This window comes from Leifsonia sp. KNZ13-11D (assembly GCF_056754895.1).
The window spans coordinates 2,207,108-2,220,421 of the sequence record NZ_JBPGWU010000001.1; the positions used below are offsets into that span (position 1 = coordinate 2,207,108).

Genomic DNA, 13,314 nt, shown 5'->3' on the forward strand with positions numbered 1-13,314 from the left:
GCCTACTCGTCGTCTTCGTCGAGCTGCGACTGCACTTCGGGGCTGATGTCGAGGTTGGTGTAGACGTTCTGCACGTCGTCGGAGTCCTCGAGGGCGTCGATCAGGCGGAACACCTTGCGGGCGACCTCGGCGTCGGCCTCGACGTTGACCGTCGCGACGAACTCGGCGTCGGCGGAGTCGTAGTCGATGCCCGCATCCTGCAGCGCGGTGCGCGCGGCGACCAGGTCGGACGCCTCGGTCAGCACCTCGAAGCTCTCACCGCGGTCGGTGACCTCCTCGGCGCCGGCATCCAGGACCGCCGCGAGCACCGTGTCCTCGTCCACGCCGTCGGCGTGCGGGACGACGATGACGCCCTTGCGGTGGAAGTTGTACGCGACGCTGCCCGGGTCGGCCATGGTGCCGCCGTTGCGGGTCATGGCGGTGCGCACCTCGGCCGCCGCGCGATTCCTGTTCTCCGTGAGGCACTCGATCAGCAGGGCGACACCGCCGGGGCCGTAGCCCTCGTACATGATCGTCGTGTAGTCGATGGACTCACCGGTGAGGCCGGCTCCGCGCTTGATCGCGCGGTCGATGTTGTCGTTGGGGACCGAGGTCTTCTTGGCCTTCTGCACCGCGTCGACGAGCGTCGGGTTGCCGGACAAGTCGGCGCCGCCGGTCTTCGCCGCCACCTCGATGTTCTTGATGAGCTTGGCGAAGGACTTCGCGCGGCGGGCGTCGATCACCGCCTTCTTGTGCTTGGTCGTTGCCCACTTGGAATGCCCGGACACTGCTGCTCCCTCGGATTACGTTCTGAACCCGTCCATAATAGGCCCTCGGCAGCGCCCGGCCCGGGACGACGCGGCGCCTCAGCGCACCGCCAGAGCCCGGTGGACCGACGCCACGGCGCTGGCGCCCTCGCCCACGGCGGCGGCGATCCGCTTCATCGACCCGTGACGCACGTCGCCCGCGGCGAAGACCCGCGGCAGGCTCGTCTCGAACGGCAGCGGGCCGCGGCCGCCGTCCCCGGGAGCCGGCAGGTCGACGTCCGTGAGCAGGAATCCGCTCGCGTCGACGGCCGCCCCGGACAGCCAGGACGCGCCGGGCTCCGCACCGACGAAGCAGAACAGCGCGGCGGCGGCGACGCGCTCCGCGTCACCGGTCGCCGAGGAGGTGATGGTGACCTCCTCCAGCTGCTCCCCGCCGTGCAGTCCGGTGACATCGGAGGAGACGTGGACCCGGATGCGCTCGTGCGCGACCACCCGGTCGACCAGGTACGCCGACACCTTCGCCTCGATGGACGGGCCGCGCACGACGAGCGCGACGTCGCCGCCGAGCCCGGCGAGGAACAGCGCCGCCTGCCCGGCCGAGTTCGCGCCGCCGACGACGACCGAGGGACGCCGCGCGACGGTCCGCGCCTCCAGCTCCGTCGTGGCGAAGAAGATGCTGCCGCCCTCGAACTCCGCCCAGTTCTCCAGCGGCAGCCGCCGGTAGCGGGCGCCGGTCGCGACGACGACCGAGCGGGCGCGGAGGCTGTCGCCGTCGCCGAGTCCGAGCACGATCCCGTCCTCCTCGTGGCGCAGCTCGACGACGTCGGCGGGTGCGGAGAGTCGGACGCCGAACTTGAGCGCCTGGACGAGCCCCAGCTCGGTCAGCTCGGCGCCCGAGAGGCCGGAAGGGAAGCCCAGGTAGTTCTCGATGCGGGAGCTGGCGGCGGCCTGGCCGCCCGGGGCGAGAGCGTCGAGCACGAGGGTGCTGAGCCCTTCGGAGGCGCCGTAGATCCCCGCCGCGAGGCCGGCGGGCCCGGCCCCGACCACGACCAGGTCGAACGAGTCGCCGTCCCGGTAGCGGAAGGCGAGCCCCACGGTCTCGGCGAGCTCACGGGGTGTCGCGTTCGCGATCGCGGTGCCGCGGGTCAGGACGAGCGGGAGATCGTCCTCCGTGTGGCCCGTTGCCGCCAGCGCTTCGCGGCCCGCGTCGGTCCCCGCGTCGATCCAGCGGTGCGGCAGTTCCATGCGCGCGGCGTACCGGCGCAGGGCGAGCGCGCTCGCGCTGCCTTCGCGACCGAAGAGCTCGAGGGTGCGGTCCGCTGCGGCCATCAGCAGCCTCCGGCGAGCCCGGAATGCGTCGAGCAGGGTCTCCGAGAGTGCCGCATCCGTCGCCATGATCTGTTTGAACAGGGCGTTCGGGATGCGCAGCACCCGCCCCGGCTCGGTGATCAGCGCCGTGAGCAGCGACGCCTGACCGGTCAGCATGCTCAGCTCGCCGAGGAACTCCCCCGCCTGCCACTGCGCGACCGTCCGCGCCCGCGACCCGGGCGTCGCCTCCCGGATGATGTCCACCCGTCCTTCCTCCATCACGAAGAAGTCGAGGTTCTCGTCCCCGGCGCGGAACAGCGCATCCCCTGCGGCGACCTCCTCGGTCGTCCCGAGAGAACGCAAGCGGACGAGGGACTCCCGGTCGAGCACCGGGTTGGCGGCGCTCCCCACCGGCACACGGAAGGGCGGACGCTCGGTCATGGCGGTCCTCGCAGGCTCGGGTGACTAGGGACTCGCCGCGATCCTAGAGGCGCTGCGGTCCGCCGCACCATGCCCCGGGAGCCACCGGGCGTCCCGCACCTTGTGCAGGAAGTACTCGTGGAAGCGCGTGTCGCCCGTGATCTCCGGGTGGAAGGAGGTCCCGATCAGGTTGCCCTGCTCGACCGCCACGACCCGGCCGCCCTCCACCTGCGCGAGCGCGGTGGCCTTCCGGCCGACGCTCTCGACGATGGGCGCGCGGATGAACACCGCATGCATCGGCTCGTCGCCCAGAGCCGGGATGTCGAGGTCGGTCTCGAACGAGTCCACCTGTGAGCCGAACGCGTTGCGCCGCACCGCCACATCCAGTCCGCCGAGGCTCTGCTGTCCGGCGATGCCGTCGAGGATGCGGTCGGCCAGCATGATCAGGCCCGCGCAGGTGCCGTACACCGGCAGACCGCCAGCGATGGCCTCGCGCAGCGGCTCCGCGAGCCCGAAGGCGCGCGACAGCTTGTCCATCACGCTCGACTCGCCGCCCGGGATGACCAGGCCGGCGACCTCATCCAGCTCGGCAGGCCGTCGCACCGGGACGGCGTCGGCGCCCAGACCGCGCAGGACCGCGATGTGCTCGCGGAAGTCTCCTTGCAGGGCGAGGACGCCGACCCTTGGACCGTTACCAGCCACGCTCGGCGAGGCGGTGCGGGGCGGGCAGGTCGGCGACGTTGATGCCCACCATGGCCTCGCCGAGTCCGCGGGAGACCTCGGCGATGACGCTCGGGTCGTCGTAGAAGGTGGTGGCCTTCACGATGGCGGCGGCGCGCTGCTCGGGGTTGCCCGACTTGAAGATGCCGGAGCCGACGAACACGCCGTCCGCACCCAGCTGCATCATCATCGCCGCGTCGGCCGGGGTGGCGACGCCGCCCGCGGTGAACAGCACGACCGGAAGCTTGCCGGTCTCGGCGATCTCGCGCACCAGCTCGTACGGCGCCTGCAGCTCCTTGGCGGCCACGTACAGCTCGTCCTTGGTCATCGACCGCAGGGCGTTGATCTCCGACGTGATCTTGCGGATGTGCTTGGTCGCCTCGGAGACATCGCCGGTGCCGGCCTCGCCCTTCGAGCGGATCATGGCCGCGCCCTCGTTGATGCGGCGCAGCGCCTCGCCCAGGTTGGTCGCGCCGCACACGAACGGGACGGTGAAGCGCCACTTGTCGATGTGGTTCACGTAGTCGGCCGGCGAGAGCACCTCGGACTCGTCGATGTAGTCGACGTCGAGGGCCTGCAGCACCTGCGCCTCGACGAAGTGGCCGATGCGGGCCTTCGCCATGACGGGGATGGACACCTCGGCGATGATGGCCTCGATGAGGTCGGGGTCGCTCATGCGGGCGACGCCGCCCTGCGCGCGGATGTCGGCGGGGACCCGCTCCAGCGCCATGACTGCGACCGCGCCGGCGTCCTCGGCGATCCGGGCCTGCTCGGGGGTGACGACGTCCATGATGACGCCGCCCTTCAGCATCTCGGCGAGGCCGCGCTTGACCCGGCTCGATCCGAACGTGCCCTGCTCGCTGTCTGTCATCATCGCCCTCTCGTGGTACAAAAACGGTTTTGGCCTATGCCGAACGATAGCATCCTCGTCGCGGCTCGCTAGACTCGCAAGCCGGAGGGGACATGGACGAGCAGACCATCACGGGCAGCACCGCGTCCGAGATCGCGGCGAGCGTGCGCGCCCTGCACGAACGCGGTGCGCTGCGGACCGGGGATGCGCTGCCTCCCGTCCGCGAGCTCGCCGCCCAGCTCGGAGTGAACCGCAACACCGCCGTCGCCGCCTACCGGCTGCTCGCGCAGGCGGGCGTCGTGACCGCCCGCGGCCGGGCCGGCACCGTCGTCGCCGGGGTGACCGCCGTCGCGCAGGAGGGCTACGCGCCCGGCAGCGTGCTGCGCGACATCGGGACGGGGAACCCGGACCCGCACCGCATCCCGGACCTCTCCGGCGCCCTCGCGACCGCGATCGGCCGCCCCGTGCTCTACGGCGAGCCCGTCATCGACCCGGCCCTGGAGGAGCGCGCCGTCGCCTGGGTGAGCGCCGACCTCCCCGGCCTCCCCGTGCGCATCACCGTCACGAACGGCGCGGTGGATGCGGTGGAGCGGCTGCTCGCGCAGGCCCTGCTGCGTGACGACGCGGTCGCGCTGGAGGATCCGTGCTTCCTGGCGAGCATCCACACCGTCCGGCTGGGCGGCTACCGCGCTGTGCCCGTGCCCGTAGACGCGGAAGGCATGACCGTCGACGGCCTCCGCTCCGCGCTCGAATCCGGTGTCCGCGCCGTCATCTGCACGCCGCGGGCGCAGAACCCCACGGGCGCGACGCTCTCCCCCGCTCGGGCCGCCGCCCTGCGGGCCGTGCTGGCCGAGCATCCGTACGTGCTGGTGATCGAGGACGACCACTTCTCGATGCTGTCGCAGCGGACCTACGAGACCCTGATCGGGCCGGAGCACCGGCGGTACGCCCTGGTGCGCTCGGTCTCCAAGTCGCTCGGACCCGACATGTGCCTCGCCGTCGCCGCGACCGACCCGGAGACGGCGGACCGCCTCGCGATGCGGCTGAGCCCCGGCACGACCTGGGTCAGCCACATCCTGCAGCGGCTGGTGCTCGCCCAGCTCACCGACGAGGCGGCGCTGGCGCAGGTCGCCGCCGCCGGCCGCCACTACGCGGAACGGAACGCCGCCTTCGCCGCCCGGCTCACCGAGCGCGGCGTGCCCACCGAGGCCCGCGACGGCCTCAACCTGTGGGTACCGCTGCCGGTCGAGGCGAAGGTCGTCGCCGACCGGTTGATGCGACGCGGCTGGCTGGCGCGCACCGGCGACGAGTTCGTGCTCGGCGAGCGCACCTCCCCCTCGCGCCACCTCCGGCTCACCGTGCACGACCTCGCGGACGACGACGCCGCACGCCTGATCGACGACCTGGTGGACGCGGCCCGCTGACGCTGCGGCGGAACGCGCTCGTGCGGGGTGAGAGGATCGAAGGATGAAGATCCTCTCGATCCAGTCCGCGGTCGCCTACGGTCACGTCGGCAACTCCGCCGCCGTGTTCCCGCTCCAGCGCATCGGCGTCGAGGTGCTGCCCGTCTACACCGTCACCTTCTCCAACCACACCGGCTACGGAGCCTGGCGCGGCCCGCTGATCTCGCCGGACGACGTCCGCGAGGTGATCACCGGCATCGAGGAGCGCGGAGTGCTCGACGAGATCGACGCTGTGCTCTCCGGGTACCAGGGCAGCGAGGGCATCGGCGACGTCATCGTCGACGCGGTGGCGCGTGTGAAGGCGGCCAACCCGGACGCCGTGTACGCGTGCGACCCGGTGATGGGGAACGCGAAGTCCGGCTGCTTCGTCGCCCCGGCCATCCCGGTGCTGCTGCGCGAGCGGGTGGTCCCCGTCGCCGACATCATCACGCCGAACCAGTTCGAGCTGGGCTTCCTCACCGAGACCTCGCCGGACACGCTCGAGTCGACGCTGGAGTCGGTGGATGCGGCCCGCGCCATGGGCCCGCGCACCGTCCTCGTGACCAGCGTCGAGCGTCCGGATGCGCCGGCCGACACGATCGAGATGCTGGCCGTCGACGACGCGGGCGCGTGGGTCGTGCAGACGCCGCGCCTCCCGATGAAGGCCAACGGCTCGGGCGATGTCACGGCCGCCCTGTTCACGGCGCACTACGTGCGCACCGGGGATGCCGAGCTGGCGCTGCGGAAGACGGTCTCCAGCGTCTTCGACCTGCTGACGCGCACCCTGGAGTCCGGCGAACGCGAACTGCAACTCGTCGAGTCGCAGGACTCCTACGCCAACCCCCGCGAGCAGTTCCCCGTCACCCGGGTGCGCTGACCCGCCCCCTTCCGGGCACATTCGTGCCGAATGCGCCCTTCCGCGTCCCGTTTCGGCACATTCGTCACGAATGTCGCGCTAACGGGCGCGCAGTGGTGCGTGGACATTCGTGCCGAATGCGGCGAAACGCAGAGTTAGAGGCGACATTCGGCACGAATGTCGCCAGCCTCAGGGGTGAGGCCAGGCGTTCGCCAGGGACGCGCGGACCTCGCCGAGGAGCTGGGGCAGGGCCTTCGTGCGGGCGATGATCGGGAAGAAGTTCGCATCCTGCGCCCACCGCGGCACGATGTGCTGGTGGAGGTGGGCCGAGATCCCCGCGCCGGCGACAGCGCCCTGGTTCATGCCGATATTGAAGCCGTCGTTGTGCGACACCTCGCGGATGACGCGCATCGCGGTCTGGGTGATGCTGCCGATCTCGGCGACCTCCTCCGGGGTCGCCTCGTCGTACATCGCGATGTGACGATACGGGCACACCAGCAGGTGGCCGCTGTTGTACGGGAACAGGTTGAGCAGCGCGTACGCGTGCTTCCCGCGGGCGACGATAAGCGCATCCTCGTCGCTCATGCTCGGTGCGACGCAGAACGGGCAGTCGTCGTGACCGGGGTCGCCCTGCTGGATGTAGACCATGCGGTGCGGGGTCCACAACCGCTGGAACTCGTCCGGGACACCGACGAGGTACGACGGGTCGTCGACGCGGACGGGACCGTCGTCCCCGCCCGTGCCGGCGCCCTCGTCGTACGAGTCGAGGTTCAGTCGAGCCATGCCGTATCGATCAGCTCGTGCGAGCGGATGCTCTCGACGATCCGCTCGATCGCCTCGTCCACCGTCACGCCGTTGCGCTGCGTGCCGTCGCGGAAGCGGAAGCTGACCGTGCCGGCCGACGCGTCCTCCTCGCCGACGATCAGCTGGAAGGGCACCTTGGCCTTGGTGTGGGTGCGGATCTTCTTCTGCATACGGTCGTCCGAGTGGTCGACCTCGGCGCGGACGCCGCGCGCCTTCAGCCGCGAGATCACATCGTCGAGGAAGGGCGCGTACTGGTCCGCGACCGGGATGCCCACCACCTGCACCGGCGACAGCCACACCGGGAAAGCCCCGGCGTAGTGCTCCAGCAGGATCGCGAAGAACCGCTCGATCGACCCGAGCAGCGCGCGGTGGATCATCGCCGGCTGCTTGCGGGTGCCGTCCGCCGCGTTGTACTCCAGCTCGAACAGCTCCGGCTGGTTGAAGTCGAGCTGCACGGTGGAGAGCTGCCAGGTGCGGCCGATGGCGTCGCGCGCCTGCACCGAGATCTTCGGGCCGTAGAACGCGGCCCCGCCCGGGTCGTCCACGAGCTCGAGGCCGGACTCGATCGCGACCTCGCGGAGGGTCTCGGTCGCCGTCTCCCAGCTCTCGTCGCTTCCGACGTACTTGTCCGGGTCCTTCGTGGACAGCTCGAGGTAGAAGTCGGTGAGGCCGTAGCCGCGCAGCGTCTCGAGGACGAACTCGAGCTGGCGCGCGACCTCGTCCTTGATCTGCTCCTCGGTCACGTAGATGTGCGCGTCGTCCTGCGTGAGGCCGCGGACGCGGGTGAGGCCCGAGAGCGTGCCCGACTTCTCGTAGCGGTAGACCGTGCCGAACTCGCTGAGCCGCAACGGCAGCTCGCGGTACGACCGGCCGCGCGCGCGGAAGATCAGGTTGTGCATCGGGCAGTTCATCGGCTTGAGGTAGTAGTCCTGCCCTTGCCGGGTGATGTTGCCCTCGGCGTCGCGCTCCTCGTCGAGGTGCATCGGCGGGAACATCCCCTCCTTGTACCAGTTGAGGTGCTGACTGGTCTCGAAGAGGTGCGCCTTGGTGATGTGCGGCGTGTTCACCAGCTCATAGCCGTTGGCGATGAGCCGGTCGCGCATGTAGTCCTCGATCTCCTTGCGGATGATCCCGCCCTTCGGGTGGAACACCGCGAGGCCGGAGCCGATCTCGTCGGGGAAGCTGAACAGGTCGAGCTCCGCGCCCAGCTTGCGGTGGTCGCGCTTGGCGGCCTCCTCCATGCGGGTCTGGTACGCCCGCAGCTCGTCCTTGCTCGCCCAGGCGGTGCCGTAGATGCGCTGCAGCTGCTTGTTCTTCTCGTTCCCGCGCCAGTAGGCCGCGGCGACGCGGGTGAGCGCCCAGCCGTTGCCGATCATGCGGGTGTTCGGGAGGTGCGGGCCGCGGCAGAGGTCCTTCCAGACCGTCTCGCCCGTCCCGTCCGCACCAGCACGGGGGTCGACGTTGTCGTAGATGGTCAGCTCGCCCGAGCCGACCTCGACCGACTCGCTCTCGTCGAAGGCGGCGGTGTCACCGTGCTGCGCTCCGCCCTTCAGGCCGATGAGCTCCAGCTTGTAGGGCTCGCCCGCGAGCTCCGCACGCGCCTCCTCGTCGGTGACGACACGGCGGACGAACCGCTGGCCCGCGCGGACGATGCGCGACATCTCCTTCTCGAGAGCCTTGAGATCCTCCGGGGTGAACGCCTCCAGCACGTCGAAGTCGTAGTAGAAACCGTCCGTGATGGGCGGCCCGATGCCGAGCTTGGCCTCCGGGTTGATCGCCTGCACTGCCTGGGCCAGCACGTGCGCGGTGGAGTGGCGCAGGATGCTGAGCCCGTCGGGCGAGTCGATCGTGACCGGCTCGACCGTGTCGGTGGTCGTGACGGTCGTCGCGAGGTCTTTCAGCTCGCCGTTGACGCGCATCGCGACAACGGAACGGTCGGTGAAGAGCTCGAAGCCGTCGGCCACCTGTCCACTCCTTGATCGGGGTCGTATTCAGAACCCTCCAACTCTAGCCGGGTGCGGCGGGGCCGTCCGCGTCGCTGTCCGCAGCGGGGGGCCGCTTGTGGCCCATACGGGTGCATGCGCTCGCATCGGCCTTCGTCGTACACTGGACCGGCCTGCCCTGCCCCACAGCCTCCGGACGGACCCGACCGACTGGACACCACACCTCCGAGAAGAAGAGCGGATGTCCACCCCATGAGAATCGGTATCCTCGCGACCGGAGCGCTGCTCCTGTCCCTGATCGGCGCCTCGCCCGCACAGGCGGCGCCCGAGCCTGCGCAGACGCCGGCCGCGACGAGCACGTCCTCCCCGGCGGCGACCTCCGACGACACGGCGGCGCCCGCCGACGCGGCGACCCCCGCTCCGACGGCGACCCCCGCTCCCAGCGCGACGCCCGCTCCCACGACGCCGGCGCCCTCGGCGTCCACCCCGGCGGCCGACCCGTCGCTGGCCGTGCAGGACGCCGCAGGCGACCACGCGATGGGCTCGACGATCGAGGCGGTCGAGGGCCCGGCGGCCAGCGCCCGCACGATCACGCCGAAGGCGGGGCTCGGCGTCGGCGGCATCCTCGGCATGGACGTCAGCGGTTGGCAGCCGACCGTCGACTGGAACGCCATGTGGGCGAACGGCGCCCGCTTCGTCTACATCAAGTCGACGGAGAGCACCGACTACGTCAGCTCGCACTTCCCGTCGCAGTGGGCCGGCGCGACGAGCGTCGGCATGATCCGCGGCGCGTACCACTTCGCCACCCCGAACACGACGGACGGCGCCACGCAGGCCCGCTACTTCGTCGCGCACGGCGGCAACTGGGCCCCGGACGGCCGGACCCTGCCTCCGCTCCTCGACATCGAGTACGCCACCGACGGCAGCGGCACCTGCTGGGGCCTCTCCACGGCGGCGATGTCGACGTGGATCGCGGACTTCGTGCACACCATGAAGGCCCTCACCGGCATCGAGCCGGCGATCTACTCCACCGCCAACTGGTGGAACCAGTGCACCGGCTCCAACAACACTTTCGGGGCCTACCCGCTCTTCGTCGCCCGCTACGGCACCTCGACGCCGGGCGCCCTGCCCGCCAGCTGGCTGAACTGGACCATGTGGCAGTACGCCAGCTCCGGTGTCTTCGCCGGTGACCAGGACATCTACAACGGCACCTACGCGCAGCTGCAGTCGTTCGCGTACGGCGCGCAGAGCCACCCGCCGATCGGGTCGTACGACACGGCGACCGTCAGCGCCAACGGCCCGTTCTCCATCACCGGGTGGTCCATCGACCTGACCAACCTGGCCGCGTCGACGCAGGTGCGCATCACATGGAACACGCCGGCCGGTATCAGCACCTCGACGATCACGGCCGACGCGAACAGACCGGACGTCGGGAACGTGTACCCGTCGGCCGGCGCAGCGCACGGGTTCTCCGCGCAGGCCCCGTGGAGCGGCTACGGCCAGTACGGAGCGTGCATCACGGCCGTCGCGCTCCCCGGGGACCGCGCAGGAGACGGCGACCTGGGATGCAAGACGGCGTTCGTCTCGCCGGCCACGTCGTCCGCGCCCACCGCGACGCGCCTGGCCGGCTCCGACCGGTTCGCCACCGGCGTCCTGGTGTCGCAGAAGGCCTTCCCGACCCCCGGCGTCCCCGTCGTCTACATCGCCTCCGGGCTCGACTTCCCCGACGCCCTCTCCGCAGCTCCGGCGGCGGGCGCACAGCACGGCCCGGTGCTGCTGACGATGCCGGGCGCGGTGCCGGACGCGGTGCTCGCCGAGGTGCAGCGGCTGAAGCCGGCGAAGATCGTCGTGGTCGGCGGCACGTCGGCGATCGCCGACTCGGCCGTGAACCAGCTCAAGGCGGTGGCACCGGTCACCCGCATCGGCGGGGTCGACCGCTACGACACCTCCCGGCTGGTCGCCGCCTACGCGTTCCCCAACGCCACCTCCGCGTACGTCGCCGCCGCGAACAGCTATGCGGACGCCCTCTCCGCGGCACCGGTCGCCGCGAAGAAGAACAGTCCGCTGCTGCTCGTCAACGGCGGGGTCATCGATGCGGCGACGCAGTCGTACCTGGCCGGCAAGTCCGTGAAGTCCCTGACGCTGGTCGGCGGCTCCGATGTCGTCGGCGACGTCTGGGTCACACAGCCGCAGAGCACCGGAGCGACGGTCACGCGCATCGGAGGTTCCGACCGCTTCGCCACCAGTTCGCTGCTCGCCGCCTCCGCGTTCCCGTCCAATGGCGCGTCCACGGTGTACGTCGCCTCCGGTATCGCGTGGCAGGATGCGCTGGTCGCCGCAGCCGCGGCGGGCTCGGCCTCCCGGCCCCTGCTGCTCGCACGGCCCGCCTGCGTGCCGCGGGTGATCGGCGACCAGATGGTGCGCCTGGGCACGACGGCGATGAACATCGCGGGCGGCACCGCGGTGCTCACGTCGGATGTGGACACCCTGGGGGTCTGCTACTGACGTCGTCGGCGGTCCGCTGACGCGAAGCGGCATCCGGTCACGGCCGGGTGCCGCTTCTGCGTCCCCGCGAGCTGGTGGGCGGGACAGCCCGCGAGCCGGAGAGCCGGTGACGCGCGCGCGCTCCGCGTGCAGCACACTGAGGGGATGCGCACTCCCCCGCACCGCTGCCGCAGGCAGGGGGCGACGACATGAACCCGTCCGGTCTGGCGCTGGTCGTCGCCGTCGGTCTCCTCGGGCCGTTGCTGTCGGCCCGCAGCGTCTGGCGCGTCCCGGTCGTCGTCGGCGAGCTGGCGGGCGGCATCCTGATCGGGCAGACCGGGTTCCGGCTCATCGATCCGCAGGCCGACGGCCTCCGGCTGCTCGCCGACATCGGCTTCGGGCTGACCATGGTGGTGGTCGGTTCGCAGATCCCGCTGCGCGACCACCGGTTCCGGTCGAAGACCGGCCTGCTGGGCCTCGCGGGAGCGGCGGTCGCGGGCGCCGCGGCGGCCGTGCTCGCCACCGCGCTTTCGCAGTTCTTCGGCACCGGTCACGCGCTGGTGTACGGCATCGTGCTCGCATCCTCGTCGGCGGCGGTCATCCTCCCCATGCTCACGTCGCTCGGCTACGACCTCGGGATGCTGGGGCAGCTCGTCACGCAGATCGCCGTCGCCGATCTCGTGTGCGTCGTCGCCCTCCCGTTCGCGGTCGCACCGTGGCGGGCGGGGACCGCGGCCGTCGGGGCGATCGCCATCGCGGCGGTGTCGTTCGCTCTGGTCCTCGTTCTGCGCCGCCTCGGCCGGACCGGCGTGCGCCGGCGGATGCACGCCTACTCGGAGCGGCGACGGTTCGCCCTGGAGCTGCGTCTCAGCCTGCTCGTGCTGTTCGCCTTCGCCGCGATCGCGCAATTCGCCCAGCTCTCGATCATGCTGGCGGGCTTCGCGCTCGGCCTGGTGCTCTCGGCCGTCGGCGAACCGCACCGGCTGGCGCGCCAGCTGTTCGGGATGACCGAGGGGTTCTTCGGCCCCCTGTTCTTCGTGTGGCTCGGCGCCTCCGTGGACCTGCGCGAACTGGTTGCGCATCCCTCAATGATCCTGCTGGGCGTCGCGCTCGGGCTCTCCGCGGTGGTCGCGCATGCCGCCTCCCGAGCCGCCGGCCTCCCCTGGGCCCAGGCACTCGTGTCGAGCGGCCAGCTCGGGGTCCCGGTCGCGGCGGTGGCGCTGGGGTTGCAGACGGGCGGGCTGCTTCCGGGCGAGGGGTCGGCGATCCTGCTGGGCGCACTGCTCACGGTGGCGGTGGCGGCCGTGTCCGCCGGGCGGATCCGGGCGCGCCGGGAGCGACGGCCCGCGCTTCAGGAGCACTGACGCGGGGGTGTGCGACGAGCCGCTGACTTTCGGCCGGCGCCGCGCGGCGCTTGACTCTGTGCATGAGAGCCAATCAGTCGAGCATGTCCTGGATACGGGACCACGACGTCTCCGCCCGCAGCAGCGCGGTGGTCGCCGCCGTCGTCGCCTGGAGTCTCGCGTGGAAAGGCGTCTCGCTGTGGCGCGCCGCGCGCAACGACAGCAAACCGTGGTTCGTCGCGCTGCTGCTCAGCAACACCCTCGGCGTTCTGGATGCGATCTACCTCTTCGGCGTCGACCGTCCCCGTCGCGCCCGGGAACGGGACGAGGAGGCCATCCTCGCCGCCACGGGCGAAGTGGAGCAGCGCGACCATCCGCCGGAGGACTGAAGGCCGCCG

General features: G+C 71.2%; 11 protein-coding genes. 5 read left to right on the plus strand and 6 right to left on the minus strand.

The window, feature by feature from the left end:
• Nucleotides 1-2: 2 nt before the first annotated feature.
• The 4 genes from ACR9Y5_RS11010 to pdxS all read right to left on the minus strand — a co-directional run bounded on the left by ACR9Y5_RS11010 (nt 3) and on the right by pdxS (nt 4,068).
• A complete protein-coding gene (locus tag ACR9Y5_RS11010) occupies nt 3-767 on the minus strand; it encodes a YebC/PmpR family DNA-binding transcriptional regulator (protein ID WP_481297990.1) in 765 nt (254 codons plus the stop codon).
• Between the two features lie 78 nt (nt 768-845).
• On the minus strand, nt 846-2,495 hold the full coding sequence (locus ACR9Y5_RS11015) for an FAD-dependent oxidoreductase (protein WP_481297991.1): 1,650 nt from the start codon (nt 2,493-2,495) through the stop codon (nt 846-848).
• A gap of 24 nt (nt 2,496-2,519) precedes the next feature.
• Nucleotides 2,520-3,176 carry a pyridoxal 5'-phosphate synthase glutaminase subunit PdxT gene (pdxT, locus tag ACR9Y5_RS11020; RefSeq protein WP_481297992.1) on the minus strand — a complete coding sequence of 219 codons (657 nt, stop codon included), beginning with the start codon at nt 3,174-3,176 and terminating at the stop codon, nt 2,520-2,522.
• Complete coding sequence (pdxS, locus tag ACR9Y5_RS11025; RefSeq protein WP_481297993.1) at nt 3,166-4,068, minus strand: pyridoxal 5'-phosphate synthase lyase subunit PdxS; 903 nt, start codon at nt 4,066-4,068, stop codon at nt 3,166-3,168. The genes pdxT and pdxS overlap by 11 nt, the downstream gene beginning before the upstream one ends.
• Nucleotides 4,069-4,157: 89 nt before the next feature.
• Between pdxS and ACR9Y5_RS11030 the strand changes: the two genes are divergently transcribed.
• Nucleotides 4,158-5,468: an aminotransferase class I/II-fold pyridoxal phosphate-dependent enzyme gene (locus tag ACR9Y5_RS11030; protein ID WP_481297994.1), complete on the plus strand. Its 1,311-nt coding sequence runs from the start codon at nt 4,158-4,160 to the stop codon at nt 5,466-5,468.
• A 43-nt stretch (nt 5,469-5,511) separates the two neighbouring features.
• Nucleotides 5,512-6,363 (plus strand): pyridoxal kinase PdxY, encoded by an 852-nt coding sequence (gene pdxY, locus ACR9Y5_RS11035; RefSeq protein WP_481297995.1) that lies wholly within the window; start codon nt 5,512-5,514, stop codon nt 6,361-6,363.
• A 168-nt stretch (nt 6,364-6,531) separates the two neighbouring features.
• Here the strand turns inward: pdxY and ACR9Y5_RS11040 are convergent, their stop codons facing one another.
• Together ACR9Y5_RS11040 and thrS are read right to left on the minus strand one after the other, a co-directional pair.
• Nucleotides 6,532-7,125: an HIT family protein gene (locus tag ACR9Y5_RS11040; RefSeq protein WP_481297996.1), complete on the minus strand. Its 594-nt coding sequence runs from the start codon at nt 7,123-7,125 to the stop codon at nt 6,532-6,534.
• Nucleotides 7,113-9,110, minus strand: coding sequence for a threonine--tRNA ligase (gene thrS, locus ACR9Y5_RS11045; protein WP_481297997.1), 1,998 nt, complete (start codon nt 9,108-9,110; stop codon nt 7,113-7,115). The genes ACR9Y5_RS11040 and thrS overlap by 13 nt, the downstream gene beginning before the upstream one ends.
• A gap of 231 nt (nt 9,111-9,341) precedes the next feature.
• Between thrS and ACR9Y5_RS11050 the strand changes: the two genes are divergently transcribed.
• The 3 genes from ACR9Y5_RS11050 to ACR9Y5_RS11060 all read left to right on the plus strand — a co-directional run bounded on the left by ACR9Y5_RS11050 (nt 9,342) and on the right by ACR9Y5_RS11060 (nt 13,305).
• Entirely contained in the window at nt 9,342-11,594 is a 2,253-nt protein-coding gene (locus ACR9Y5_RS11050; protein ID WP_481297998.1) for a GH25 family lysozyme, read from the plus strand.
• A 188-nt stretch (nt 11,595-11,782) separates the two neighbouring features.
• Nucleotides 11,783-12,937 (plus strand): cation:proton antiporter, encoded by a 1,155-nt coding sequence (locus ACR9Y5_RS11055; protein ID WP_481297999.1) that lies wholly within the window; start codon nt 11,783-11,785, stop codon nt 12,935-12,937.
• 62 nt (nt 12,938-12,999) lie between these two features.
• Entirely contained in the window at nt 13,000-13,305 is a 306-nt protein-coding gene (locus ACR9Y5_RS11060) for a DUF5652 family protein (RefSeq protein WP_481298000.1), read from the plus strand.
• The last annotated feature ends 9 nt before the right edge of the window (nt 13,306-13,314 follow it).

Coding starts and splice junctions, on each gene's coding strand:
- ACR9Y5_RS11055 (WP_481297999.1), top strand. CDS start 11,783: ATGAACCCGTCCGGTCTGGCGCTGGTCGTCGCCGTCGGTCTCCTCGGG.
- ACR9Y5_RS11030 (WP_481297994.1), top strand. CDS start 4,158: ATGGACGAGCAGACCATCACGGGCAGCACCGCGTCCGAGATCGCGGCG.
- ACR9Y5_RS11015 (WP_481297991.1), bottom strand. CDS start 2,495: ATGACCGAGCGTCCGCCCTTCCGTGTGCCGGTGGGGAGCGCCGCCAAC.
- pdxS (WP_481297993.1), bottom strand. CDS start 4,068: ATGATGACAGACAGCGAGCAGGGCACGTTCGGATCGAGCCGGGTCAAG.
- ACR9Y5_RS11060 (WP_481298000.1), top strand. CDS start 13,000: ATGAGAGCCAATCAGTCGAGCATGTCCTGGATACGGGACCACGACGTC.
- ACR9Y5_RS11040 (WP_481297996.1), bottom strand. CDS start 7,125: ATGGCTCGACTGAACCTCGACTCGTACGACGAGGGCGCCGGCACGGGC.
- ACR9Y5_RS11050 (WP_481297998.1), top strand. CDS start 9,342: ATGAGAATCGGTATCCTCGCGACCGGAGCGCTGCTCCTGTCCCTGATC.
- pdxY (WP_481297995.1), top strand. CDS start 5,512: ATGAAGATCCTCTCGATCCAGTCCGCGGTCGCCTACGGTCACGTCGGC.